A 25713-nucleotide genomic window follows, 5' to 3' on the forward strand; every position below is an offset into this window, starting at 1 on the left:
CATTTCTACTAAATCATTTTAAAATGCTTTAACGCATCCATAATAGCTTCCTCTTTTTCCAGTGTGCATTGTGGAATAGCCTGTTTCTCTTTTTTTGATTTATTATAATGCTCCCTCAGTACAATTCCACATTTCTTTTTAATCTGTGCAATATAGAGTGTCGAAACCTTTAAATCAAATTTTTCCAATATATATTCCTTGATTTGTGCATAAGTCGCTTTACTTTCAGCACTTGTCAAATCAAGCTCATCAAGCTTAATTTCAACATCTATATGTTTGTCGACATCAAGTTTGGACAATAACGCTACCGTCTCCACATGATGCGTCATTGGAAATAAATCCACTGGCTGAACTTTTGTGAGTTTATAGCCTAGTTCTTGATAGAGCTTGATGTCACGTGCCATGGTGGCGGCATTGCAGGAAATATAGACGATTTTCTTTGGATTCATACTGACGCTTGATTTGATAAAACTTTCAGTCAAGCCTTTACGTGGTGGGTCGACCATGATGATACTAGGTTTTATACCTTGGTTCAGCCATTTTTTGATAGCATTTTCTGCTGAATCACAAATATAATGGGCATTGCTAATACCGTTTAGCTCAGCATTCTTTTTGCTATTTTCAACTGCTTGGGGGATGACCTCCACGCCATAGACTTCTTTGACATGTTTCGCAACTGACAATCCAATGGTGCCAATCCCCGAATAGGCATCCACTACAATATCCTCTGTACTTAACTCAGCGAAATCAATCGCCGTTTGATACAGCTTCTCTGCCATCTCTGTATTGACTTGGTAAAATGCTGGGGCAGCAATTTGAAAGTGATTCTCTAGCATGCGGTCAGTAATATAATCTTGTCCATACAGTACACGAAATTCCTTCCCCAAAATCGCATTACCTGGCTGGTTGTTAATATTTTGCATGACAGACTTAATAGCCGAAAATTGCGCAACTAATCGCTCTATCAACTGATCAATACGGAAAATTTTGGGACGAGTTGTCACTAAAATAACCATGATTTCACCAGAGTAATGTCCACGACGAACCACAATATTACGAATCAGACCAGATTGCTCTTTCTCATCGTAAGGTTTCAGGTCAAAACGACGCAACAAATCCCGCACTGCCAAAACGACTTGGTCAATAACTGGATCCTGAATATAAAAATCCTCAATTGGCATTAAATCGTGCGAATTTTTTCGGAAAAATCCCGTTTCCAGTTGTTCATTGACACGGCGAACAGGAACCTGCGCTTTGTTTCGATAATGTAGTGGGTGCTCCATACCAAGGGTTGGTGCCACTTCGATATCTGCAATTCCAGCAATCTTGTAAAGACTATCTCTAACTTTCTTGGTTTTAAACTTCATTTGCTCACTATATTTTAGATGCCCAAGGTCAGCAATACCTGTCCTCAGATAAGCCACATCAACATCTTCGTTTCGATAAGGGGATTTCGTCAGATAGGCTTCTACCTTGCCAAAACCAATTTTTTTATTGACTTTCAGTATGCGCATACGGATACGTTCCGTAGGCAGAGCATTCTCTACAAAGAAAACCAACCCCTCTGCCTTAGCCACTCCTGCACCGTCATGGCTCAAATCCACAATTTCAACTTCTATCACATCATTCTTTTTTAACATATATTTCTCTTTCTATCATCTCTGCCATTTCCCAAAAAAAGAAAGCGACCGCATCATCACTTTCTATTATATCATTTATCTGAGTCCTAATTGTGCTAATTTTGCTTTATAGGCTTCAAAATCAACTAGTAAGCCTTGACCGCCATACATATCATAGGCATCTATCCAATCTCCATTTTCAGGAATGGTCACCTTTTCAACACCATTACGAGCGTTGGTAAGAGAAGACAAGCCGTGCGTTAGTAAAAAACTATACGGAACATTGGTCGAGGTTAAAGCAAATACTTTTCCAAGCGCTTCAGAGCCTGTAAAAAGCTTCGTTGGGTCTTTGACTTGCTGAATAATCGCGCTCATCACCTCTTGTTGGCGACGTGTTCGGCCGAAATCTCCTTCGTCATCCTTACGGAAACGCGCATAATTCAAAAGCGTGCGTCCGTCCATTCGCTGTTTGCCAACCTTAATCGTCTGCTCTGGGACCACGCCGTCTTTCATATTGAGGTCATCTGGCACCTGAACTTCACTCACTTTTTCGCCATTGATAGTCGAGAAATTCGCATTCATTTCAACACCATTTGGGAAAAGGGTATCAATAGCTGTCGCAAAAGTTGAAAAATCAACCAAGGCATAATATTTAATGTCAATATCAAAATTGTCTTTCAGCACTTGACGTACTAATTCAGCGCCTTGATTGTTATTTTGCTCCCCAATGGCATATGCTACATTTAACTTTTGATCATAACCAGAACCTTGACTGACTCCATCAATGTGAACGAGCGTATCTCTCATGAAACTGACGAGCTTCATTTTTTTATTTTTTCCACCGACATTTAAGACCATGATCGAATCTGTCCGCGTTTCAGAAGAAGATTGACCAATTCGTCCATCTGTACCCAAAATAAGTATATTCACACCGTCTTTGGTATCTTTCCCATTAAAGACTTCTGTTTGGGCAGCTTTGGCATTTGGGTTGTTTTTTGAAGTGTTCAAGCCTTTTATAAACATGAACAACATGCCCCCTACAATGAGAACCAAAATTAAAGCAAGCCAAGCTAGAATCCGCTTCACACGTATTTTTCTATGCCGCTTTTCCTTTTTAGGCTTGGGTGTATTTTCTACAACACTTTCAGCCGCATTAGTTGGTATACGCTCTGATTTAAATCGTTTATTACGGCGACTTCTCTCTGGATATTGAGGGAGTCCCTGCTCGGTGTAACCAAAATTCTCAGGCACTTGTTGGTCAGAAAAGGTAGCTCTTGCTTCACGAGCTGACTCTACTCTTTGGTCTCCTTCTTGCTTTCTAAGAAGATATTGATATTCTTTTTTCTCGCGTTCATTTAAATAATGGATATTTTTGTAAAGATAGTCCAGTCTCAACTGCTCATGGTGGCTGAGATTATCTGATTTTTTATCCATGATTGCTCCAATCTACTGTTCTGAAATAGTATAAACGGTGTATTTTCCTAAAATTTTATAAGTAATGCCAATTGCTTCTAGCTCTCTCATCGCAAATGACACTAAATCCTCTTTTTCATTATTGATGTCCACAATGAAAAAATATTCTCCCAAAGCGGTCTTCAACGGGCGGCTTTCAATCTTTGTCAAATCAATTCCCCGCCAAGCAAAAGTTGCAAGAGCTTTATATAAAGCACCGGGTAAATTGTCTGGCAAAGTCAAAGCAAGCGTTATTTTCTTTTCCTTAGGATATAATGGCAAAGTCGGAATCAACTGTCCCAGCAACCAAAAACGGGTGAAATTCTCAGCCATTTCTTGAATATTCTCTGCAATAATCTGCAGACCGTATTCACTAGCTGCACTCCTTGGCGCAATAGCTGCATAATTTTCTTCTGGATGCTGAGCCACAAAACGAGCCGCATAAGCTGTGCTAGCTGTTATTTCGATTTTAGCTTGTAGATAATGCTGGCGAACATATTTTTTCCCCTGCGCAATTGCCTGCGGATGAGAAAAGATTTTTTCTATTGGCTTATCAGCTGCCGTTGCCAATAATTGTTGCTTGATTGGCTGGACGATTTCTGCCACAGCATGAATGGCTGCCTGATGAAAAAGGTAGTCCAATGTTTCATGAACGCTTCCTTCAATTGAATTTTCAACTGGCACTACAGAATAATCCACTTCTCCTGTCTCGTAGGCTTTTACAACTTCCGTGATATTTTCAAAAGCCACTAACGTATCTGCTGGAAAAGCTTCTTGTGCCACATGATGAGAAAAAGACCCTTTCGGACCTAAAAATCCAATTTTCATTGCAACACCTCCACGATTTGTTTAGGCGTCAGAGTAGTCACATCAATAACTTTTGTAGCCACTTCTTCATACCAAGTCTGACGTTGCTCGAAAAGATTTTTCAAATCAGCTTTGCTATTGTTCAAATAAAGTGGGCGCTGGTGTTCTTGATCCTCTTCAAGACGCTGATAAAGTGTCTCAAAATCTGTTTTTAAATAAATATTTTCAGCGTTCTGCTTTAACAACTCGCGATTTTGAGCATTGCTGATGATGCCACCACCAGTTGAGATGACTTGTTCTGACTGTAGCAATTCTTTTAATAATTCACTTTCTTTTTGCCGAAAAGCTGCTTCGCCATACTGCTCAAAATATTCTTTAATTGGCATTTCCAGTTTCTCTGATAAAAGCTCATCCATATCGATAAAATTTTCATCTAGCAAGCTAGCAATCGTTGACTTTCCAGCCCCCATGAAACCAATCAAAATCTTAGCCATGAAGTAAGTCCTCCAAATCAGCAAAGAAATTTGGATAGCTCGTATTGATAGCTTCGGCGCGCACCAACTCGACTTGACCGTCGTTCACCAAAAGAGCTGCAATAGCCGTCATCATGCCAATTCGGTGGTCACCAAATGTATGAACTTTAGCACCGTGAAGAGACGTTTTCCCTTTGATAATCATGCCGTCTTCTGTCGGAGTAATATCAGCCCCCATGCTATTTAGTGCATCTGCCACAACTTGGATACGGTCTGTTTCTTTTACTTTTAGTTCCTCTGCATCACGAATCACCGTTTGCCCCTTAGCTTGAGTAGCCAAAAGTGCAATGATGGGCAATTCATCAATTAAACGTGGAATAATTTCTCCGCCAATTTCTGTGCCGACTAATTCAGATGTCTCTATCGTTATAGTAGCAGACTTAGTAACTCTGTCTATATTGGACAAGTTTATATTTCCAACCATAGCTTTAACAACATCCAAAATGCCAGTCCGTGTTTCATTGATACCAACATTTTCCAAAATAATCTTAGAATTGGGAATGATAAGTCCTGCTACTATCCAGAAAGCCGCACTAGAAATATCTCCTGGTACCAACACGTTCTGTCCAGTAAACTCTTGTCCACCTTGAATGCGGATTTCCTTTCCATTGACAGAAATCTGACCGCCAAATTGTTTAATCATATCTTCTGTATGATTGCGGGTCATTTCTTTTTCCACAATGACAGACTCGCCCTGAGCTTGTAAAGCTGCAAATATCAAAGCAGATTTAACCTGAGCAGATGCCACAGGCAAGGTATAATGAATAGGCTGTAAGTTCTTATTCCCATGAATGGTGAGCGGTGGCAAATCACGATTGGTTCGTCCAGCGATTTGCACCCCCATTTGACGAAGAGGAACCGTTATGCGATCCATAGGACGTTTAGATAAACTATCATCGCCAAACATTTCCACCGCAAAATCTTGCCCAGCTAATACACCTGAAATCAAGCGAATGGAGGTTCCAGAATTTCCCATATTCAGTTTGTTTGTCGGCGCTTGAAGACCAGCAAAACCCACTCCATGAATCGTTACTACATTGCCGTCATCTTCAATTTGAACACCTAAATCACGAAAAACTTGCATGGTGGATAAGACGTCTTCACCACGCAAAATATCGTGAACCGTTGTCACTCCCTTGGCCAAACTACCAAACATAATCGATCGATGACTAATAGACTTATCACCTGGCACACGAATGCACCCAGCTAACCCCTTTGCATTTGTACGTAACTGCATAGAAAACCTCATACCTGATTCTTTTTACATATTGTACCATAAAAAGAGGAGGGAAACAAAAGAGAGCGGGGAAAAGGCTTCATTTCGTTGAATTCAACTTTTCCTCACCCTCTTAAAATTATAAACTTTCTGCAAATTTTTGCTTGATGAATTGTGCAGAATACGCTAATTTTTCTTCCTCTTTTTCCGTTAAACTAAGTTTGACTTGCTCAAGAATTCCCTCACGTCCTACAATCGCTGGATAACTCAGGTAGGTGTCTAATGGCTGATAATAATTTGATACTGGCAATTCTTCATGCGAATCCGATACAAGGGCTACTGCTAAACGGATAGCTGCGCTCGCAATACCATAAGATGTGTATTTTTTGCCATAAAAAACGGTATGCCCTCCCTTAAGGGCTTCTAGAGCAATTTCATCCAACTCCTCGACCGAAGCAAATTTAGAAATCGGTTGCCCTTTTATCCGTACTTGGCTCCAAGCTGTAAATTGAGAATTCCCATGTTCTCCAAGATTGTAGCCATAAACGCTTCGAGGGTCAACCCCAAAGCGAACACCAACTGCACGTTTCATACGAGCTGTGTCCAGCAGCGTTCCCGTTCCAATAACACGCTCTTTAGGCAGACCAGTATAGTGTTGATAAAGACTAGTAATGACATCTACTGGATTACTAATAACAATGATAATCCCTGTAAATCCAACTTTTTTCAATTGTTCAGCGACAAAAGGAACTTCCTTAGATGTAAAGGGTAATTCCGCAAATCGATCGGCGTTGGGGTTATCTTGTAATTTGATATTGCCCAGTGCCGACACCACCACATCCGCATCTGCCAACGCCTGATAATCATTAACAATAATATTTGCGTGATGATTCAAATTGGCTGCGGCGTCCTGAAAGTCAAGTGCATCTGCTTTGACTTTTGCTTCATTTTTATCAATCAACACATAATCATCAAAGGCTCCTTGCGCAATCAGACCATGCGCGACTGCGGCACCAACATTTCCCATACCAATAATCGCAATTTTGCGTGACATAAAGCACCTCCATACAATACACCGTTCAGCTTCACCATTAAACTGAAAATCTGTCTAGTTGATACATTTCATTATACTCAAAAATTAGTAAAATACAAGTATTTAGTGGAAATATTCAGAAAATACTCTCGTATTTATTGCATCCTTTCTTCTCCTATGGATTTCATGCACATAAAAAGCTGACCAAAATCTTGAATCAGCTTGAATCATAACCTTATTTCAACAATTCTTGAACTGGATTAAAAATGATGCGTTCAATATCAGCCAAGTAAATAGATAATTGTTGTTGTTTATTGAAAAATTCAGTCAGGGCAGGATTGCCTTGAATCTTATCCCCAAACGACTTCATCTTGTCTTGCACTTCTTGCGTTGGCATTTGACCTGATTGCGCCATAGCTTGCAGTTCTTGTTGGAAAGCTAGATAGTCCTTTAAAAGGTTCTTTGCTTCACTATCAGCATCTACTGCTTTTTTGCTTTCGACAACGGCTTTGTACTCAGGAAGGTCACGTAGAGTACGGCTTAATTCATTCGCTAAATCATAAATATTTGACATAGTTTTCCTCCTTAATCTAAAAAGACTTGATAGTGTGTCTTTTCTCTTATTATTTTAGCAGATTTTTCCAAATCTTCGCGATTTTTAAAGGTAATTTGCAAAATTCCGTTAATATCTTCGCGATTTTCTTCGTTAATGTGAATATTGACAATGGATGTTCCCCTTAGAAGTTCCAACACTCCTAAAACAGCATCTTCTTCATCGGGAACATTGATGAAAATGTCATAAAAGCTATCCACACCTGCTCGTTTATGAATTTCCATAGCTTTTCGCACTTGGCGACCATGCTGAAAGAAATTCCAAATCACATCTTCATTTTTATTCTGAATAGCAAGTGAAATAGTATCCAATCGCTTCTTAAAATCTTCAATCCTCTCTAAAATGGCATCTGGATTTGTCAATAAAATCGAAGTCCACATGCTCGGTTCACTTTCTGCAATCCGTGTCATATCACGAAATCCCCCAGCAGCGAAATGCTGCGTCATTTCGTGCTGTTGAATATAGGCAGCGGCTTGATCCATAAGACTAGAAGCGAGGATATGCGGAAAATGACTAATCTGGCTGGTGACCCGGTCATGCTCTTTGGCATCAATCTCGATAAAGCGAGCATGCAGACCAGATAAGAGATTCTTCATTTCTGCTATCGTGCCTTCTTTCGTCAAATGAGACGGAGTAAAAATATAATAGGCATTTTCAAAGAGGTTTACATCTGCTGCACTAGCACCTGACTTATGACTACCAGCCATCGGATGAGCACCTACAAATCGAATAGTTTTTTCCTTTAGAGCTTCTTCAGCGGCAGTTACAATTTCAGCTTTGGTAGAACCTGCATCTGAGATAATCACATCTTTTTTCAAATCTAGAGTTGCTAATTGCCTGATAAACTCAATGGTTTGCTTGATAGGGACAGCAAGAATAATCACATCTGCCAGAGGAGCAAATTCAGCAAACCGATCGGTCACTTGATCTACCATGCCTTTTTCAAGGGCAATTTTTCGGGATTCTTCTCCACGATTGTAACCTAATATAGTATAGTCTGGATGATCACGTCGAATTCCAAGTGCAATTGATGAACCAATCAAACCAAGGCCCGCAATATAAATAACTTTCTTTACCATGCTTACTCCTTACTTTGGCTCAACGATAAATCCCAGAACAATCGATACTAAAATAATAACCATAACAATCGCTGTGAAAATCGTATACATTTTATCTTTTGTTTTGACAAAAATGATAAAAGTTGAAATCACTCGAAAAATCGGTGTCAAAATAAGCATAAAAGCCCCTAGTAACATAAACGTCACTGCATCAAAAATGGAATGGCTCTTCACATAGGCAACTGGATTAAACTGTTCCAAATTTTTTAAAGAAATGACCTGCTGACCACTAAAAAGGTAAAGAACCAAGCCAATAAACATAAAAAGAATGGAGAGAAAAATTCCTATGCGAAGAATTTTCCCCATGACCAAATCCAGCTCTTCTTTTTGCATTTTATCTGTCATTGCATACCTCGTATAAACATCTGCACACCCAGAGCTAATAAAGCGACTAGAAAAATCCAGCGCAATACTTTTACAGGCACATAAGGCATGATGCGGCTTCCGATGAAAGAACCTGCTAAAACACCTAAGGCGATTGGCGTAACCAATACCGGATTGATTTGCCCTACAAAAAGATAAAAGATAGCTGAAGCCGTTCCTGTCACTCCCATCATAAAGTTAGAAGTCGCTGAACTAGCTTTTAAGGGCATTTTCATAACAGTATCCATGGCCAATACTTTGAAAGCACCCGCACCAATTCCTAAAAGCGCCGACATAACACCAGCAAAAAACATGACAACAGAGCCACCAGGGACATTGGTCACTTGGTACTTGATTGTTTGATTGAGACCTTTGTCAAAATATTCACCACCGAGATTTAATTTCTCTGCGATAGCATCATTGTGACTCACACTCTGATTGTCCTTTTTGTCATGAATCTTCTGGTACATATTAAATGCTTGAAAGAGCATGAGAGCGCCATAAAGTAAGAAAAGGACTTGTGAATCTGTTATTACTGATAACATAGCGCCTACAAAAGCTCCTAAAGTTGTGAAAATTTCCAAAAACATGGCAATGCGCAGATTGAGCATGTCATCTTTGAGATAGGCAATCGCAGAACCTGAACTAGTTGCTAAAACCGCAATAATAGAAGCTCCGACTGCATACTTGATGTCCACCCCAAATAAAAGAGTCAGCACAGGCGTAATAACAATTCCACCTCCAAGTCCTAGCAAAGCTCCCAAAATTCCTGCAAAAATTCCGACCAAAGTCATTGTAAAAATATAGGTGAGCATTAAAATCCTTTCACATAATTGCGGTATTGTTGAACGGCTTCTTTTAATTCTTCTAGATTATCCGAAGAGAATTTCTCCAAAACCTCAGTTGCAAGCACTGTTGCAACAACAGCTTCCATAACAACACCAGCAGCTGAAAGAGCTGTCGGATCGCTTCGCTCCACCGTTGCCTTATAAGGCTCATGTGTCTCAATATCAACGCTCATAAGTGGCTTGTAGAGAGTTGGAATCGGCTTCATCACTCCGCGCACTACAATAGGTTCTCCGTTGGTCATACCGCCCTCGAAACCGCCCAAATTGTTGGTGCGACGAGTAAATCCATCCTCTTTAGACCAGATTATTTCATCCATCACTTGACTGCCCTTAAGCCGCCCTGCTTCAAAACCAACTCCAAATTCCACACCTTTAAATGCATTGATAGAAACCACTCCTTGAGCAATTTTAGCATCTAGTTTTCTATCCCATTGAACATAGGAACCAAGCCCAACTGGCACACCACCGACAATGGTTTCAACAATTCCACCAATCGTGTCGCCATCTTTCTTTATCTGATCAATATAGGCTTTGATTTCTTCTTCTTGCTCTGAATTGACAATCGAAACTTCTGACCGACGAGCGTGTTTCTTGATTTCAGAAATGGTCAGATTTTCAGGTATCTCAATGTCAATGCCACCGAAAGTCACGACATGACTAGCCACCTCAACTCCGATTTCTTCTAAGAGACGCTTAGCAACTGCTCCCACCGCCACCCGCATGGTCGTTTCACGCGCAGAAGAGCGCTCCAATGAATTACGCAGATCATCAAAACGATATTTCATACCTCCGACCAAATCTGCATGACCCGGACGAGGTTTAGTAATCTTGCGCAGCTCTTTTTTCTTGTCCTCCACATCTGCTACATTCATAATGTCCAACCATTTTTGATGATCTAGATTGGTCACATTGAGTGTAATCGGTCCCCCCATGGTTCGCCCATGCCGAACACCAGAAGTAATTTCCACTTTGTCACTCTCTATTTTCATACGAGCTCCACGACCATATCCGCCCTGACGGCGTTTCAACTCTGCATTGATATAGTCAGCTGTCAAAGGAAGCCCAGCTGGTACTCCTTCAATGATAGCTGTCAAACGCGGTCCATGTGACTCCCCAGCAGTTAAATATCTCATTTAATTACCTCATCTGTTGTTGCTATTTAGCACTTACTTTTCTAAATAATCTTTCATCTCTTCTAAAGGAATCTGATGAATGGCAGTCCCGCCTAATTCTGGAACAATGACTAATTTGATTGTCTTTCCACGAGCTTTCTTATCATGAAGTAAGGCATGATAGAGCTCTTCTTGTCGCCAAGGTTGATAATCGGTCGGAAGACCAAACTTACAGCACATTTTTTCAATATCTGTGGTAATTCCTTTAGGCATCAGCCCCTTTTTTTCTGCTACGTATGCTACTTGAACCATGCCAATAGCCACGGCTTCTCCGTGCATGACTTTGCCATAACCAGCAGTCGCCTCCACTGCATGACCAATCGTATGTCCAAAATTTAGATAAAGGCGCACACCATTGTCAAGTTCGTCTTCCACTACTAGCTTTCGTTTGACATTGCAAGAATGATAGATGATACTTTCTGCATGCTCCAAAATGGATTCTGGACTACCATCCATGTCAGACAGTTCCTGCCATAGCTCCACGTCCTCAATCAAACCATACTTGATGACCTCTCCCATGCCTTCAATCAATTCACGTTGTCCTAAAGTTTTTAAAACATCTGGGTCAATCAGAACTCCGTCCGGCTGAGTAAAAGTACCCACCATGTTCTTAGCCCACGGCGTGTTGACTCCTGTTTTCCCACCAATCGAAGAATCTACCTGAGCTGTCAAACTTGTCGGTATCTGTACAAAATGAACGCCTCGCATATAAGTTGAAGCTGCAAAGCCAGCCAAATCACCGACCACACCGCCACCCAAGGCAACAATACCATCACTGCGGGTCATCCCTGCTTTAGCGAGAAATTCATAAACTTTATTGACCGTTGTTAAATTTTTACTAGCTTCCCCTTCCAGAAAATCAAATACAAACACTTCAAAGCCAGCAACTTCTAAGCTGCGTTTAACTGTTTCAGCATACAGACTTGCCACATGATTATCTGTGATGACAACGACCTTTTGAGCTGACCATAAACTTGCCAACCATTCTCCAGCTTTAGCTAAAGTCCCTTTTTCAATGACAATATCGTAAGGATGATTGGGGATATTCACATTTAATTTCATAGGCAACTCCTTATTTGTACTTCTTTTCCAATGTCTGCCAAATCTTTTTAGTCGGCATTTCTTTTCCTGTCCATAATTTGAATGCTTCTGCCGCCTGATACAACAACATTCCCAAGCCATTCACTACTTCAACGTCTTGTCCTTTTGCCCATTTTAAAAATGGGGTCTCAAACGGCTGGTAAATCACATCTGCCACAAGAAGTGAATGTGGTAAACGAATACTGCTTGGTATTGGTAAAGCCTTACCGTCCATGCCTAAACTGGTCCCATTGACCAATAAAGCGGAAACATTAATTTTTTCTTGTAGTAATTCTTGATTTTCTAAAGGTAATACCCAAATCTTCGCTGCAATCTTCTGCTGAATTTCCTTCATTTTCTGCGAAACGCGTTCAAAAGAAGATTGCCGTGTAAACACAAAAATCTCATCAGCACCATCTAAAGCTGCCTGAACAATAATCGCTGTCGCTGCTCCACCAGCTCCAAGCATGACCATTTTCTTACCCTTGACGACAAAAGAAGGCAAGCTCATAAAAAATCCCTTGCCATCTGTGTTATAACCAATCAATTTTCCATTTTGATTCACGACAGTGTTCACCGCCCCAATCATCTGCGCAGCAGGTGTCACTTCATCTAAAAAAGGAATCACAGCCTGTTTATAAGGCATGGACAAATTGATTCCAAACATATTATAGCGGCGAGTATTTTCAACAGTTGCTTTCAAGTCATCCTGTGAGATTTCCCAAGCCACATAAACTCCATTAACGCCAGTTTGCTCAAATGCTGCATTATGGATAAAAGGAGAAATACTGTGTTTGATTGGGTTGGCAACAACTGCCGCTAAACGAGTATAGCCGTCAATTTTCATTCAAAATCTCCTGAATTTGCTTCATATTGGCAAGAGAAATTTGACCCGGCGCACTGGATTCATCCAAGCTTGCAAACGACCAACTCGAGCCTGTCAAATCTGCTGTTATCCGCGAAATCTTTCCAATTTGACCCATGGAAATCGTTACAAAATCCTGATCTGGATTTAAGGTTTTAAAACCACGCGTATAGTTCATCAAGTCCAACACATCTTGCTCGCTGCGTGCCATAACAGAAACTTTCACCACTTTTGGTGTCAAACTGGTCAATTCAGATAAAATTTCCATCATATTTTCAGGCGTTTCTTCAAAATTATGATAGCTCAAAACAAGATTTGGAAAATCCAACATTTCCTCAAATCTATTTTTGTGAGAAAAATATTCAAAATCAATATAGTCTGGCTGATAAATCGTTGAGATTTCCTTAATGGTAGAAATATATTCATCATCCGTCAATTCAATATTTCCACCTTCGCCAATTGTTCTCAAAGTGAAAATCAATTCACGACCAGCAAATTTTTCAAAAATAGCAGGTGCAACGGTCAAAATATCATCTTTTGCTAAAAAATCAGCACGCCATTCAATAATGTCCGCGTCATCATAACGCGAGCTATCAATATTCTGCGCTTCCTCTAAATTTTTCGGCATCACTGATACGACTAATTTCATTTGTTCACCTTAATGGTAAATACCTTGAGGTAATTACTTCTTTCATCTTTTTTATTATAAGTAAAATCTGCTGGTAAACCGTATTCTTTCAAATAACGGTGCTTTATTCCTGCAAAACCTTTTTCAATTTCTTTTTTAAACTTAGTACGTGAAACATTCGCAGCATTTGTACTAGCAATGATAATCCCTTGGGGATTTAAAATTTCTAAAGACTGAGCAATTAACTTATGATAATCCTTCGCCACAGAAAAAGTTTGTTTTTTATTTCTTGCAAAACTCGGCGGATCTAACACAATTACATCATAAGTCAAACCATGTCTCTTAGCATATCTAAAGTAGTCAAATACATCCATCACAAAAAATGTATGGTTGCTTAAGTCAAGATTATTCTCTCTAAAATGGGCTTCAGATAACTCACGACTTCGTTTTGCCAAATCAACGGAGGTTGTCTGACTGGCTCCTCCCATCGCTGCCGCAACCGAAAAAGCTGCCGTGTAGGAAAACATATTTAACAGCGACTTACCAGCTGCTAGACCGTCTACCAAGCTACCACGCACCTCATGCTGATCAAGGAAAATTCCTGTCATCAATCCATCATTTAGAAATACTTTATAACGAACGCCATTTTCCAAAATTGGGAAAAATGCTGGCGCTTCTTGCCCGTATAAATGAGCAGATTCAACATTCAAACCCTTGAAACGAATTTTCTCATACGCTCCTGTAACTTCTGGAAAAACCTGCTGAAATGCTTGAACAATAGTATCTTTAATCTCGTAAACAAAGAGATTATACCAAGAAAAAACAGCATATTCTTGATACAAATCTATTGTCAACCCACCAAAACCATCTCCTTCTTGATTAAAAAGGCGGTAAGCTGTTGTCTCTTTTGATTGTTGATAAACTTGTCGCTTTTCTTTCGCACACCGAAATAACTGACAGAAAAACGAGACATCAAAAACTACTTTCTTATGTGAGATAAACCAGCCGATACCCTTGTTTTGCGCTGATAAGTATGCGATACCTACAAAATTTCCTTTTGCATTTACCAATTCTACAACTTGATGATGAAAAGAAAGTGAAGGAAAATCTTGTTTTTCTAAAACAAATCGTCCTTTTTTTATGTTTTCTTCAGTATAAGAAGGAATCGTAAGCTGTTTCATAAGCTCTATTATATCAAATGTTATGAATTTTCTCAAAAAAATGTACTACTTATTACAAAATGATTGCAAAAAATGTGTTCATACGTAAAAATTCTATTTATTCTCAATGGATAAAAATTCTTTCTCTGTTTTTTATCTAGCAAAAGAAAATGCAACATTTTAAATTACCAACTTAAATCAAAAATATGTTATACTTAGTAGTGAAAATTTTAGGAAATAAGACAAGGAAGTATATATTTGTGAAAACTATGACTAGGAAGATACTCAACTTCATGAGTACAAGACTAGGTTTTGTCTTGACCTTACTGACCCTTTATTGGCTGAAAACCATGTGGGCTTATTCTGTTGACTTTAATCTTGATATTCAGGGTGCCTATCAAGTCTTTCTCGCGATTCTCAATCCCCTTCCATTGGGATTGCTGTTGATTGGACTGGCACTTTATATTAAGCACACCAAAGTTTTCTATATTCTAGCAGTTGCGCTTTACATTTTATTATTTGTCTGGCTCATTTCAAACTCTATCTATTATCGCGAGTTTAGTGATTTTGTTACTGTCAATACTATGCTCGCTTCAAGTAGTGTCTCTGCTGGTCTGGGAGAGGCTGCGCTTGAACTATTCCGACCTGGAGATTTTATTTACATCATTGATTTTCCAATCTTAGGTTTTCTTTTTTATAAAAAATGGATCCGTTTAGACGATCGGCCATTCAACAAGCGAGCTAGCTTTGCAATTACTGCTCTGTCCAGTATGCTTTTTTCAGCCAATCTCTTTTTAGCAGAAGTTGACCGTCCAGAGTTATTGACGCGCGGCTTCTCTAATTATTATGTTGTCCGCGCTTTAGGCTTGCCAGCTTTTCTTGGCTATAGTGCTAATCAGACATATAGCGCCAACAAAGAACGCTCCAAAGCAAGTGCTGAAGATTTGAAACCAGTTGAAGAATACGTCAAGTCACACTATGCCGAGCCAAATAAAGAGTATTACGGAATTGCTAAAGGTAGAAATGTCATCTATCTTCATTTAGAAAGTTTCCAACAATTCCTGATTGATTATAAATTAAAGTCTGATGGCAAAGAATACGAAGTAACACCTTTCCTCAACTCACTATATCATTCCAACTCAACTTTTGCTTTTTCTAATATCTTTAATCAAGTAAAAGCCGGAAAAACATCTGATGCAGAAACCATGCTAGAAACTGGTTTATTTGGTCTCAATCAGGGGTCCTTTATGGTAAACTATGGTGGAACAAACACGCAGCAAGCTGCTCCGTATATTCTCTCAAAAAATGGATATAATTCTAGTGCCGTTTTCCACGGAAATGCTGGTAGTTTCTGGAATCGAAATACCACCTACAAACAATGGGGATATAACTATTTCTTCGATTCTTCTTACTTCTCTAAGCAAGACAAAACAAATTCATTCCAATATGGCTTGAATGATAAGATTATGTTCAAAGATTCTATTAAATATCTTGAACATTTGCAACAACCATTTTATGCAAAATATATCACCGTTTCTAATCACTATCCCTATACAACTAGCTTGATTGGAGATGAGACTGGTTTCCCACTTGCTTCGACTAAGGATGAAACAATCAATGGTTATTTTGCAACGGCCAATTATCTAGATTCTGCCGTTAAATCATTCTTTGACTACTTAAAAGCGTCTGGTCTTTATGAGAATTCAATCATCGTTCTTTATGGTGATCACTACGGTATCTCTAATTCACGGAATCCTTCGCTGGCACCACTACTAGGCAAAAACTCTGAAACTTGGTCTAGCTACGACAATGCCATGCTCCAAAGAGTTCCTTATATGGTTGTTATTCCTGGTATGACAAAAGGAAAAGTCATTAATACCTATGGCGGGCAAGTTGACCTTTTACCTACTCTGGAACATTTGCTCGGTATTGACTCTAAACAATACTTACAAGTTGGTCAAGATTTGCTCTCTCCAAAACATCAACAAACCGTTGCCTTCCGTTCATCAAACTATTTCGTAACTCCTAGGTATACTAGCTACAGTGGACGTACTTACTACACAGAAACAGGAGAAGAAATTACCAATCCAGATGAAACAACTAAGGCAGAATTGGAAAAAATCCGCAACACAACTAATGAGCAGTTGAAAATGAGTGACCTGATTCAAACCGGAGACTTGCTTCGCTTCTATGCTGGAAATGATTTAGGGAAAGTGAATCCTAAGAACTATTCTTATACCAACTCACTTAAATCATTATTATCTATTGAAAAGAAAAAAGGTGATGAATCTACAAGTCTTTATAGCAAACGAGGTGGTAATTCAACTGTTGATCTGTTTAATTCCCCAAGCTATCGTGCTCTTCACCCTGAACAATTTGAATCAACAAGTAGCGGTTCTTCCTCATCAACAGAAGAATCCAGCTCTTCTTCTAAATAACCAAAAATCCCATACAAGTAAAATGAACTGTATGGGATTTTATAATGAAAGAAAGCACTCAATCTATCAATGTTTTGATGACTTGATTGACTTGATCAAAGAAAAATTGCTCCTCGTCATAAGTAATGCCTGTTGCTTTTGCCAACAAAATCAATATTTCCATAAAAAATTGAGAAGAAAAACCTGTAGTGGAATGCAATTCTTCTTCGTCAAAATGTTTAATTAAATGCGCTAATGGGTTCCGAACGGATTTCTCCAACTTTCGTAGTTCTTTGACCATGATTTTAACTTGCTCTGGTAAATCCAACAGTAAAATCAAGCTAGCCAGACTAGAAGAATGAACTGGACTTTCAGCATGAAAAGTACTCAAAATAGGATGATCTGTATTTTTCATCTTTTCAAAATTCCAACGATCGTAACTCGCTTCTCTGGAATTATGAATGTAGGATTCAATATCAGGAATTTCCAGCTTGATTAAACGCATAAAAATCCGATAAATAGCTGGACTAACAGCACGAATAAAATCAATCACTTGTTCATTCTTCAGTTTTGCTTCTAAATCATAGAGATAATTTGCTAATTGCTCATCTTCCTCAGACTCATGACAAAAAAGTTGAAAATCATTTCTAATTTTCAACTGATATTCCATAGCAGGGCGGATATTCAACTCTCTCCGCTCTGCCATGATATACAAAAGTTCAACGAGCTTTGCTTCTACATTATCTAGCCTTTTAGTCAATTTATAAGCATGAGCATAATCATAGCGAGAAATAGCGTAAATTATCTCTTCTTTGACGTCTAAATTTTCAATCATGATTCTGAAATAAGCGTTTCTAAACCGACTTTCATCATATCTGTAAAAGTCGTTTGTCGTTCTTCCGCTGTTGTGTCTTCATCTGGATGAACTAAACTATCTGAAATGGTCATAATGCCAAGTGCTTCGACATTATATTGAGCAGCTAGATAGTAAAGAGCTGCCGCTTCCATTTCCACAGCCAGAACTCCCATTTTACCAAGTTCGATATTTTTTTCACCATAGTTTGAGTAGAAAACATCTGATGATAAGACACTTCCAACGTGCGTTGTCATACCAAAATCCTTGGCAAGGTGATAAGCCTTATCTAAAAGACGAAAACTTGCAATTTGCGGAAAGTCATATTGAGGCCAATCATTACGAATGATATTTGAATTTGTCGCTGCTGCTTGCGCTAATACCAATTCACGTACATGAACGTCTTTATTCAACGAACCAGCCGTTCCTACACGAATTAAACGTTTCACACCATAGTTCACAATCAATTCATGCGCATAGATAGAAATGGACGGAATTCCCATTCCAGTTCCCATCACACTAACACGATGACCTTTATAAGTCCCTGTATAACCAAACATGTTGCGAACTTCATTGAAGCACACAGCATCTTCTAAGAAATTTTCGGCAATAAACTTAGCACGAAGTGGATCTCCAGGTAGTAAAATTTTATCGGCAATTTCGCCTTGTTTTGCTGCAATATGGATTGACATAAGTAAGATACCAAGCCCGTCAAAAACCAAACTGAAAAGTACAAGCGCTAAAAAACTTTTCTTAGGAGCTTATTCATCTCAGAAAGGATTGCGTGTGGGTTTTATTCCTTTCGTTTTTAGTTGAGTTCAGAAAGAGATGTGATTGTAAGCTCAATCTTCGACTCTTTTTACATTTATGTTTTTTATAGTTCTGCAAGGATTGCTTTTACAAGTCCTTTAAAGTTTTCCTTGATACGTTCTGTCACTTCTACGACTTCTTCGTGGTTTAGCTCGCTTTGAAAACCAGCTGCAAAGTTTGTAATAGCTGAAATTCCCAATACTTTCAAACCTGAGTGCGCTGCCACAATTACTTCCGGAACAGTTGACATACCAACAGCACTTGCACCTAATGTTTGGAAAGCACGGATTTCTGCTGGTGTTTCATACGTTGGTCCCGTCACACCCAGATAAACTCCTTCTTTCAATTCAATGCCTAATTTTTCTGCTACGATGTGGGCTTTTTCACGGTAAGCTTTTGTATAAGCATCAGACATATCTGGGAAGCGTGGACCAAATTCATCCAAATTCGCTCCAATCAAAGGATTCTGCCCCGTCAGATTGATATGGTCTGAAATAGCCATTAACGTCCCTGGACCATATCCAATCCCTCCAGCGGCATTGGTAACAATGACACCTTCACAGCCTAGCTCTTTCATTACACGGACAGGGAAAGTCACTACTTCCATTGGATTGCCTTCGTAAAAATGGAAACGTCCTTGCAAAGCCAGTACTTTCCGACCTGCTAAGTCGCCATAAACCAATTTACCAGCATGCCCCACCACTGTTGAGCGACCCCAATTTGGAATGCCTGCATAGTCAATGCTGACAGCATTTTCAATCTCACCAGCTAATTCTCCCAAACCAGAACCGAGAATCAAACCAAATTCTGGTGCAGTAATTCCTTTATCTTTTAAAAACTGTGCTGTTTCGTTAATTTTATCCATTAAATTCATATCTTTATCCTTTTATATCTTTTTTAATTTTCATTCGAAAAATGCTGAATGACACAATTACATCCCACTCTCAAGAGCATATTCTAATCTTTCTTGTTCTTTTTGAACAGCATTTAGTGCAATACTAATTCGGACTGAATCCATGACAATGACATAAATATAATAACATGTGACATAAAATTCTATTCTCCTTTTGATTTGGTTGATTTTAAAATTTGCACGCCGTTTCTTCCAGCAACAATGACCATATCCACCATTTGATTAAAGAGTCCATGTTCTACCACACCGACTACATGATCTAGCTTTTGCCCAAATTCGACTGGATTTTCAATCACGCCTAAGTCAAGATCGATAATGAAATTCTGCATATCCGTGACATAGCGCTTCCCATTTTTTTCACGAAATGACGGTTTATAGCCTGCATGTTCAAAACGACGGAAAAGCTGTTCTGCTCCGTATTGTACGACTTCTACCGGTAATTTGAAAGCACCTAGTTTACCAACCATTTTACTTTCATCAACTACCCAAATGTAGGTTTTGGTTGGAGTTGCGACAACTTTTTCCATAAGCAGAGCGCCGCCACCGCCTTTGATACCGTTGAAGTCAGTATCCACCTCATCAGCTCCGTCAACGGTCACGTCTACTTCATCTACTTCATCAATTGATTTCAAAGGAATATCTAAACGCCGAGCTTGTTCACTCGTTGTGCTTGAAGTTGTAACTGCTGTTATTTTCAGTCCTTCTTCCTTGATACGCCGTCCAACTTCTTCCACAAAATAATAGGCAGTCGAACCCGTTCCTAAACCAACTACCATACCGTCTTTCACATATTCTGCAGCTTTGATTCCTGCCATTTTTTTGAGGTTTTCCATTTTTGCTCCTTTATTCAATCTGCTTCTAGTATACCATGATTTGCCAACTTTAGCACCCCAAAAATGAAACCACTTTCTTTTTAAATAATCCCTTTTTTACAAACATTCTAAAATCCGAATATTCTATTTTTCTTGATTATAAGACACCAAAAATTCCAAATTTTCTCCGTTATAATTTGATATATCAAACGAATAAGCGAATGATGATTGAACCTTTCTTAAAATTTATTTTATTGTATTAAAGAGAGATGATGAACTTATCTGAACAAAAATAGCATGTAAAAACCTTGCGACTAACCTTGTTTTGCGTTACAATGAATATAGATTGCATAAACACATTATAAGGATTAAATTGATGATAACCAAAGAATTTGATACGATTGCTGCCATTTCCACTCCTCTTGGTGAAGGGGCTATCGGCATTGTTAGACTGAGCGGGACGAATAGCTTTGCCATTGCTCAAAAAATCTTCAAAGGAAAAGATTTAAGTACGGTTGCCAGTCACACACTAAATTATGGGCATATTATTGACCCAGAAAAAAACGAAATTTTAGATGAAGTTATGATTGGAGCTATGCGTTCTCCGAAAACCTTCACACGTGAAGACGTGATTGAGATTAACACCCACGGAGGGATTGCTGTGACCAACGAAATCCTCCAATTAGCTATTCGCGAAGGTGCCAGAATGGCAGAACCTGGTGAATTTACCAAGCGCGCCTTTCTCAATGGACGTGTGGATTTGACGCAAGCAGAGGCTATCATGGACATTATTCGGGCAAAAACGGACAAAGCCATGAATATCGCCGTCAAGCAACTGGACGGTTCTCTGTCCGACCTCATCAACAACACACGTCAGGAAATTCTTAACACACTAGCTCAAGTCGAGGTCAATATTGACTATCCAGAATATGATGACGTTGAGGAAATGACTACCAAACTGTTGCGTGAAAAAACTGCTGAATTTGAAAAACTGCTGACTCAACTTTTAAAAACAGCTCGCCGCGGTAAGATTCTACGCGAAGGAATTTCGACTGCTATTATTGGTCGCCCTAATGTCGGAAAATCTAGTCTCCTTAACAACTTGCTCCGTGAAGATAAGGCTATTGTAACGGACATTGCTGGAACCACTCGCGATGTCATTGAAGAATATGTCAACATCAACGGAGTGCCACTCAAGTTGATTGATACTGCGGGTATTCGTGATACAGATGATATTGTCGAACAAATCGGAGTAGAACGTTCTAAAAAAGCGCTCCAAGACGCTGACCTTGTGCTTCTTGTGCTAAATGCAAGCGAGCCATTAACAGAACAAGACCGCAAACTGTTAGAAATCAGTCAAGACACCAATCGTATCTTGCTGCTCAATAAAACCGACTTAGAAGAAAAGATTGAAGTTAACCAGATTCCCGATAACTTTATCAAGATTTCTGTTCTCCAAAATCAAAATATTGATAAAATCGAAGAACGAATCAACCAACTTTTCTTTGAAAATGCAGGTATTGTAGAACAAGATGCTACTTATCTCTCTAACGCTCGCCATATTTCTCTGATTGAAAAAGCTGTCGAAAGTCTCCACGCTGTCAATGAGGGACTGGATTTAGGAATGCCTGTTGACTTAGTGCAAGTGGATCTCACCCGAACATGGGAAATCCTTGGTGAAATCACAGGTGACGCCGCTCCTGATGAACTCATTAGCCAACTTTTCAGCCAATTTTGCTTAGGAAAATAATAGTAAACAAATTCGAACAAAAACAAGTAAGCTCTATGATTCCTATAGGAATAACCTTAGAAATCATAGAGCTTTTTACTTCTCATCAAAAAGAGAATAAGACAGAACTAAAAATTTTAAATATTTAGTTCGTAGTTTCAGCCTTTCATTACTAAACCGATAAAATGGCAGAACCTTCGTTCTCACAGAGCAGACACAATATTATGCTCTAATTGTCATGAACGGAGAACCTTCTGTATTATCAGTTGGATCCAAACTCCGTACTCTAAATAAATAATCTACTGAATAATAGCCATTATTATTAGCATTATAAGGATCCATTACATAAGTCATTCCGTTGTTATAGCCTTTCATAACCAGTTCATGAGTAACAGGATAATTTGCAAACACACTGGTTCCTACTGCGCCAAGCACATGGTGTCCCATAGCAAGCGCTTCTCGCACAGCTGCGGTTGAACCTAAAACATCTGTTTTCAAGCCCCAATGTCGAGCTGCTAATACAATACCATGGCTCGTTGTGCCGTAACTTCTCTTATTAAATTCATTCGTAGAATGATAGAGATAATCTGCCACAGTCGTTGGTAAAACAGTCTGTCCTGTAGTACCAGAAATTGCCATAGCAACCGTTGTTGGCACGCAACCCGTTGCAGCAAATGTGTAGCCACCATAAGTTCGTCCTGCCCAACGACCATCACGTTGAGAAAAATATGGTGTCGGATAAGACGTTTTAGAAACTTGTACTGTTGTACCGCCTACTCCAACCAGCTTACCATTGTTTTGAATGTAATACAAATGAACATTGTATTCGCCGATTGAGTTCTTATGGTCACTCGCTTTGACAGTTATCTTATAGGTACCATCAGCTCGTTTTGCAGCAGTATACCAAATGATGTCATCTTGACCATTTACACTAGACCACGTTGGCAGCTTCACTTCACGAACACCATGAGGGCTGGAAACATTAGACACTACCACGTCAAATGTTCCTGTTTTAGGATTATTATTTTGGATCGTGATTTTTCCAGTTAGTTTAAGGTTTTCCGCAGAAATTGTCACATTGGTTGATGTACCGCCTACTCCAATCAATGTTCCATTGTTTTGAACATAGTACAAATGAATATAGTACAAACCGGTTGAATTCTTATGATCACTTGCTTTAATGAGTGCCTTATAAGTTCCATTGGTCTGTCTAGTAGCAGTGTACCAGATAATATCGTCCTGACCATTGACATTAGACCAGGTCGGTAATTTCACTTCACGGACACCATCTGGATTAGAAACATTGGAAACAATTACTTCAAAAGTACCTTTATTGGCATCTTTATTTTGAATTGTTAACGTACCTTTTGGACGTGCAATTGAAACTTCTGTCGTTGTGCCACCAATCCCAACGATTTTACCATTTCCTTGGATGTAGTAAAGATGAATATGGTACAAACCTGTGCTTCTTTTATGGTCACTCGCTTTGACAGTCGTTTTGTAAGTTCCATTGGCCTGTCTAGTGGCAGTGTACCAGATAATATCGTCCTGACCATTGACATTAGACCAGGTCGGTAATTTCACTTCACGAACGCCGTAAGGGCTAGAAACACCTGAAACAATCACATCAAATGTTCCTGTGTCTGGATTATTATTTTGAATGGTAAGATTCCCTTTTGCTCTCGCTAAAGAAACATTTACTTGTGTTCCAGCTACTCCAACGATTTTGCCATTGCCTTGGATATAATATAGATGAACATTATATAGACCTGTTGAATATTTGTGATCACTTACCTTGACAGTTGTCTTATAAGTCCCATCAGCTTGTTTTTTAGCGGTATACCAGATAATGTCGTCTTGACCATCCACATTAGACCAGGTCGGTAATTTCACTTCACGAACACCATCTGGACTGGAAACGCCTGAGACAATCACATCAAAAGTTCCTGCGTCTGGATTGTTATTTGTGATAGTCAAAGTACCTTTAGGATGCGCAATCGAAACTGTTGTCGTTGTTCCTGTTACTCCTACCAACTGATTATTTTCTTGGATATAATATACATGAATATTATACTCTCCAGTTGATTTTTTATGATCAGTCGCTTTAACTGTTACTTTATAGGTTCCATTGGCTTGCTTCTTAGCAGTATACCAGATAATATCATCTTGACCACCGATGCTGGACCAAGTTGGAACTTTCACTTCACGAACACCATAAGGACTAGAAACATTGGAAATAAGGACATCAAATGTTCCTGTGTCAGGATTATTATTAGCAATGGTCACTTTTCCTTGAGGTCGTCCTAATGAAAGCTCGGTAGTTGTTCCACCTACGCCAACCAATTTCCCATTATTTTGGATGTAATAAAGGTGAATGTGATAGAGTCCTGTAGAAAATTTGTGATCTACTGCCCTTACTGTTACTTTATAGGTTCCATCAGTCTGTTTAGCAGCTGTATACCAAATAATGTCATCTTGACCATTGACATTAGACCAAGTCGGTACTTTCACTTCACGAACGCCATAAGGAGCAGAAACATCTGACACAATCACATCAAAGGTTCCTGTGTTAGGATTCTTGTTTTGAACCGTGATTTTTCCCTTTATTGGCTGATTTGCAGCACGGTTGCTTGGAGTTGCCTTATTCGTAAATCGTCCAGTATAATCCACGCTTTGATCAAATACATGACGACCAGATAGTAGTTCAGCTTGCGAAGTAAACTGCCAAGCACCCGCTTCACTATTATATTTCAGTATTTTCGCATCATCTGCACTTAATTTTGAAGTTGGATATTGCGCTACCCAGAAATTTTCCAAGCCAAATTGCTCTGTTTGGATTGGTCCTTTCGTTCTGAGATTATTTCGATCAATCCAACTTGCACTTGTATAGTACATCAAATTTGAAAAACCCATACGCCGCATTTCATCTGCCCAAGCTTGAGTAGTTGCATTGATATTCGGACGCATATCAGAATCTTCAATATCATTTACCATAACAGTTGAGGAAGGAAGGTTCAATCGCCTTGCTTCCTCTGCAAAATAGCGCGCTTCTGCTCTTGCTTCTGCTTCATTAGTATAATGAGAAAAAGCATAAGCCGACACTTGCATACCTGCCGCTTGTGCATTCTGTGTTTGAGAAGCCGCATAAGGATTTTTATAACTCGTTCCTTCTGTTAATTTGACAACAACCCCATTTACCCCTTTTTCAGCTAAATGTTGATAATCCTCTTTGCTGATATGTCCATTATGACTGCTGACATCCACAAAAGTTGATTTTTTCACTTGTGCATCAGGATTACTTCTAGCTGTTGCTTGATTATTCTGTGCAGCAAAAAAAGTTGACTTGTTGTCTTTTTTAGTCTCAGTTGTAGTTGTCGAATTTTCTTTTACAACATTTTGTTCTTCTGAAACTTTAGCTTCAGTTGAAGCGGTTGATGAAGCAGTTGCTTCATTTTTAGATGAAGAAGATGAAGTTGTTTGATTTATTGGAGCAGTTTGAGTTACTTCTTTTGTTTGGAGTTCAACTGAAGAATGAGCTTCTTGTTTATTGACTTCTACTGTCGGCTGTGGCGTAGAAGTTTTTACAGGTTCATCAGCAAAAATTTGCTGTGAACTAGCTGCAATTAAAATAGCTGTGCTTGCTAAATAAAATAAACTTTTCTTTTTCATTTT

General features: G+C 39.2%; 22 protein-coding genes. 2 read left to right on the plus strand and 20 right to left on the minus strand.

The features are described from left to right. Window positions 1-8 precede the first annotated feature (8 nt). The 15 genes from rlmD to RG565_RS03245 form a co-directional block, all read right to left on the minus strand. Complete coding sequence (rlmD, locus tag RG565_RS03175) at window positions 9-1640, minus strand: 23S rRNA (uracil(1939)-C(5))-methyltransferase RlmD (protein WP_308937451.1); 1632 nt, start codon at window positions 1638-1640, stop codon at window positions 9-11. 75 nt (window positions 1641-1715) lie between these two features. Then, a complete protein-coding gene (locus RG565_RS03180) occupies window positions 1716-3053 on the minus strand; it encodes an LCP family protein (protein ID WP_247937010.1) in 1338 nt (445 codons plus the stop codon). A gap of 12 nt (window positions 3054-3065) precedes the next feature. After that, window positions 3066-3899: a prephenate dehydratase gene (gene pheA / locus RG565_RS03185; RefSeq protein WP_174720672.1), complete on the minus strand. Its 834-nt coding sequence runs from the start codon at window positions 3897-3899 to the stop codon at window positions 3066-3068. After that, window positions 3896-4372, minus strand: a complete 477-nt coding sequence (locus RG565_RS03190; protein ID WP_247937009.1) for a shikimate kinase — start codon at window positions 4370-4372, stop codon at window positions 3896-3898. The genes pheA and RG565_RS03190 overlap by 4 nt, the downstream gene beginning before the upstream one ends. Then, window positions 4365-5648 carry a 3-phosphoshikimate 1-carboxyvinyltransferase gene (gene aroA, locus RG565_RS03195; RefSeq protein WP_247937008.1) on the minus strand — a complete coding sequence of 428 codons (1284 nt, stop codon included), beginning with the start codon at window positions 5646-5648 and terminating at the stop codon, window positions 4365-4367. Before aroA ends, RG565_RS03190 begins: the two co-directional genes overlap by 8 nt. 118 nt (window positions 5649-5766) lie before the next feature. Then, window positions 5767-6681: an L-lactate dehydrogenase gene (locus RG565_RS03200; RefSeq protein WP_003029034.1), complete on the minus strand. Its 915-nt coding sequence runs from the start codon at window positions 6679-6681 to the stop codon at window positions 5767-5769. A 214-nt stretch (window positions 6682-6895) separates the two neighbouring features. After that, complete coding sequence (locus RG565_RS03205) at window positions 6896-7234, minus strand: YlbF/YmcA family competence regulator (protein ID WP_247937007.1); 339 nt, start codon at window positions 7232-7234, stop codon at window positions 6896-6898. An 11-nt stretch (window positions 7235-7245) separates the two neighbouring features. Next, entirely contained in the window at window positions 7246-8352 is a 1107-nt protein-coding gene (locus tag RG565_RS03210) for a prephenate dehydrogenase (protein ID WP_247937006.1), read from the minus strand. Window positions 8353-8361: 9 nt separating this feature from the next. Continuing rightward, window positions 8362-8736 (minus strand): DUF1634 domain-containing protein, encoded by a 375-nt coding sequence (locus tag RG565_RS03215; RefSeq protein WP_021001858.1) that lies wholly within the window; start codon window positions 8734-8736, stop codon window positions 8362-8364. Further along, a complete protein-coding gene (locus RG565_RS03220) occupies window positions 8733-9569 on the minus strand; it encodes a sulfite exporter TauE/SafE family protein (RefSeq protein WP_003042980.1) in 837 nt (278 codons plus the stop codon). The genes RG565_RS03215 and RG565_RS03220 overlap by 4 nt, the downstream gene beginning before the upstream one ends. Continuing rightward, window positions 9569-10735, minus strand: a complete 1167-nt coding sequence (gene aroC / locus RG565_RS03225; RefSeq protein ID WP_247937005.1) for a chorismate synthase — start codon at window positions 10733-10735, stop codon at window positions 9569-9571. Before aroC ends, RG565_RS03220 begins: the two co-directional genes overlap by 1 nt. A 33-nt stretch (window positions 10736-10768) precedes the next feature. Then, the gene (gene aroB / locus RG565_RS03230; protein ID WP_247937004.1) at window positions 10769-11836 is read right to left on the minus strand and encodes a 3-dehydroquinate synthase; all 1068 of its coding nucleotides are present in this window, start codon (window positions 11834-11836) and stop codon (window positions 10769-10771) included. 10 nt (window positions 11837-11846) lie between these two features. Next, the gene (locus RG565_RS03235) at window positions 11847-12701 is read right to left on the minus strand and encodes a shikimate dehydrogenase (RefSeq protein ID WP_247937003.1); all 855 of its coding nucleotides are present in this window, start codon (window positions 12699-12701) and stop codon (window positions 11847-11849) included. Then, complete coding sequence (gene aroD / locus RG565_RS03240; RefSeq protein ID WP_247937002.1) at window positions 12691-13368, minus strand: type I 3-dehydroquinate dehydratase; 678 nt, start codon at window positions 13366-13368, stop codon at window positions 12691-12693. The genes RG565_RS03235 and aroD overlap by 11 nt, the downstream gene beginning before the upstream one ends. Further along, complete coding sequence (locus RG565_RS03245; protein WP_247937001.1) at window positions 13365-14528, minus strand: class I SAM-dependent rRNA methyltransferase; 1164 nt, start codon at window positions 14526-14528, stop codon at window positions 13365-13367. Before RG565_RS03245 ends, aroD begins: the two co-directional genes overlap by 4 nt. 248 nt (window positions 14529-14776) lie before the next feature. Between RG565_RS03245 and RG565_RS03250 the strand changes: the two genes are divergently transcribed. Beyond that, window positions 14777-16945, plus strand: coding sequence for an LTA synthase family protein (locus tag RG565_RS03250; protein ID WP_282187049.1), 2169 nt, complete (start codon window positions 14777-14779; stop codon window positions 16943-16945). 58 nt (window positions 16946-17003) lie between these two features. Here RG565_RS03250 and RG565_RS03255 read toward each other — a convergent pair whose 3' ends face one another. The 4 genes from RG565_RS03255 to rpiA form a co-directional block, all read right to left on the minus strand. Beyond that, on the minus strand, window positions 17004-17759 hold the full coding sequence (locus RG565_RS03255; RefSeq protein WP_247936999.1) for a hypothetical protein: 756 nt from the start codon (window positions 17757-17759) through the stop codon (window positions 17004-17006). After that, the gene (deoD, locus tag RG565_RS03260) at window positions 17756-18469 is read right to left on the minus strand and encodes a purine-nucleoside phosphorylase (protein WP_022524449.1); all 714 of its coding nucleotides are present in this window, start codon (window positions 18467-18469) and stop codon (window positions 17756-17758) included. Before deoD ends, RG565_RS03255 begins: the two co-directional genes overlap by 4 nt. Before the next feature lie 182 nt (window positions 18470-18651). Further along, entirely contained in the window at window positions 18652-19461 is an 810-nt protein-coding gene (locus RG565_RS03265; protein WP_247936998.1) for a purine-nucleoside phosphorylase, read from the minus strand. 182 nt (window positions 19462-19643) lie between these two features. Next, complete coding sequence (gene rpiA, locus RG565_RS03270) at window positions 19644-20333, minus strand: ribose-5-phosphate isomerase RpiA (RefSeq protein WP_059220878.1); 690 nt, start codon at window positions 20331-20333, stop codon at window positions 19644-19646. A 355-nt stretch (window positions 20334-20688) separates the two neighbouring features. Between rpiA and mnmE the strand changes: the two genes are divergently transcribed. After that, window positions 20689-22062, plus strand: a complete 1374-nt coding sequence (mnmE, locus tag RG565_RS03275) for a tRNA uridine-5-carboxymethylaminomethyl(34) synthesis GTPase MnmE (protein ID WP_247936997.1) — start codon at window positions 20689-20691, stop codon at window positions 22060-22062. A 201-nt stretch (window positions 22063-22263) separates the two neighbouring features. On the opposite strand, the gene RG565_RS03280 is transcribed toward mnmE, so the two are convergent. Beyond that, window positions 22264-25710 carry a GBS Bsp-like repeat-containing protein gene (locus RG565_RS03280; protein ID WP_308937452.1) on the minus strand — a complete coding sequence of 1149 codons (3447 nt, stop codon included), beginning with the start codon at window positions 25708-25710 and terminating at the stop codon, window positions 22264-22266. Window positions 25711-25713 lie beyond the last annotated feature (3 nt).

It is taken from the genome of Streptococcus sp. IsoGale021 (assembly GCF_031142795.1).
Lineage (GTDB): Bacteria > Bacillota > Bacilli > Lactobacillales > Streptococcaceae > Streptococcus > Streptococcus hominis.

Excerpts from the sequence above, each read along its gene's own strand:
- RG565_RS03180 (WP_247937010.1), bottom strand. The coding sequence starts at position 3,053 with ATGGATAAAAAATCAGATAATCTCAGCCACCATGAGCAGTTGAGACTG.
- aroB (WP_247937004.1), bottom strand. The coding sequence starts at position 11,836 with ATGAAATTAAATGTGAATATCCCCAATCATCCTTACGATATTGTCATT.
- RG565_RS03190 (WP_247937009.1), bottom strand. The coding sequence starts at position 4,372 with ATGGCTAAGATTTTGATTGGTTTCATGGGGGCTGGAAAGTCAACGATT.
- aroC (WP_247937005.1), bottom strand. The coding sequence starts at position 10,735 with ATGAGATATTTAACTGCTGGGGAGTCACATGGACCGCGTTTGACAGCT.
- RG565_RS03215 (WP_021001858.1), bottom strand. The coding sequence starts at position 8,736 with ATGACAGATAAAATGCAAAAAGAAGAGCTGGATTTGGTCATGGGGAAA.
- RG565_RS03280 (WP_308937452.1), bottom strand. The coding sequence starts at position 25,710 with ATGAAAAAGAAAAGTTTATTTTATTTAGCAAGCACAGCTATTTTAATT.
- RG565_RS03200 (WP_003029034.1), bottom strand. The coding sequence starts at position 6,681 with ATGTCACGCAAAATTGCGATTATTGGTATGGGAAATGTTGGTGCCGCA.
- RG565_RS03205 (WP_247937007.1), bottom strand. The coding sequence starts at position 7,234 with ATGTCAAATATTTATGATTTAGCGAATGAATTAAGCCGTACTCTACGT.
- aroA (WP_247937008.1), bottom strand. The coding sequence starts at position 5,648 with ATGCAGTTACGTACAAATGCAAAGGGGTTAGCTGGGTGCATTCGTGTG.
- pheA (WP_174720672.1), bottom strand. The coding sequence starts at position 3,899 with ATGAAAATTGGATTTTTAGGTCCGAAAGGGTCTTTTTCTCATCATGTG.
- rlmD (WP_308937451.1), bottom strand. The coding sequence starts at position 1,640 with ATGTTAAAAAAGAATGATGTGATAGAAGTTGAAATTGTGGATTTGAGC.
- deoD (WP_022524449.1), bottom strand. The coding sequence starts at position 18,469 with ATGTCAATCCATATTGCAGCAAAACAAGGCGAAATTGCCGATAAAATT.
- mnmE (WP_247936997.1), top strand. The coding sequence starts at position 20,689 with ATGATAACCAAAGAATTTGATACGATTGCTGCCATTTCCACTCCTCTT.
- RG565_RS03210 (WP_247937006.1), bottom strand. The coding sequence starts at position 8,352 with ATGGTAAAGAAAGTTATTTATATTGCGGGCCTTGGTTTGATTGGTTCA.
- RG565_RS03235 (WP_247937003.1), bottom strand. The coding sequence starts at position 12,701 with ATGAAAATTGACGGCTATACTCGTTTAGCGGCAGTTGTTGCCAACCCA.
- RG565_RS03220 (WP_003042980.1), bottom strand. The coding sequence starts at position 9,569 with ATGCTCACCTATATTTTTACAATGACTTTGGTCGGAATTTTTGCAGGA.
- RG565_RS03255 (WP_247936999.1), bottom strand. The coding sequence starts at position 17,759 with ATGATTGAAAATTTAGACGTCAAAGAAGAGATAATTTACGCTATTTCT.
- RG565_RS03250 (WP_282187049.1), top strand. The coding sequence starts at position 14,777 with ATGACTAGGAAGATACTCAACTTCATGAGTACAAGACTAGGTTTTGTC.
- RG565_RS03265 (WP_247936998.1), bottom strand. The coding sequence starts at position 19,461 with ATGAATTTAATGGATAAAATTAACGAAACAGCACAGTTTTTAAAAGAT.
- RG565_RS03245 (WP_247937001.1), bottom strand. The coding sequence starts at position 14,528 with ATGAAACAGCTTACGATTCCTTCTTATACTGAAGAAAACATAAAAAAA.
- rpiA (WP_059220878.1), bottom strand. The coding sequence starts at position 20,333 with ATGGAAAACCTCAAAAAAATGGCAGGAATCAAAGCTGCAGAATATGTG.
- aroD (WP_247937002.1), bottom strand. The coding sequence starts at position 13,368 with ATGAAATTAGTCGTATCAGTGATGCCGAAAAATTTAGAGGAAGCGCAG.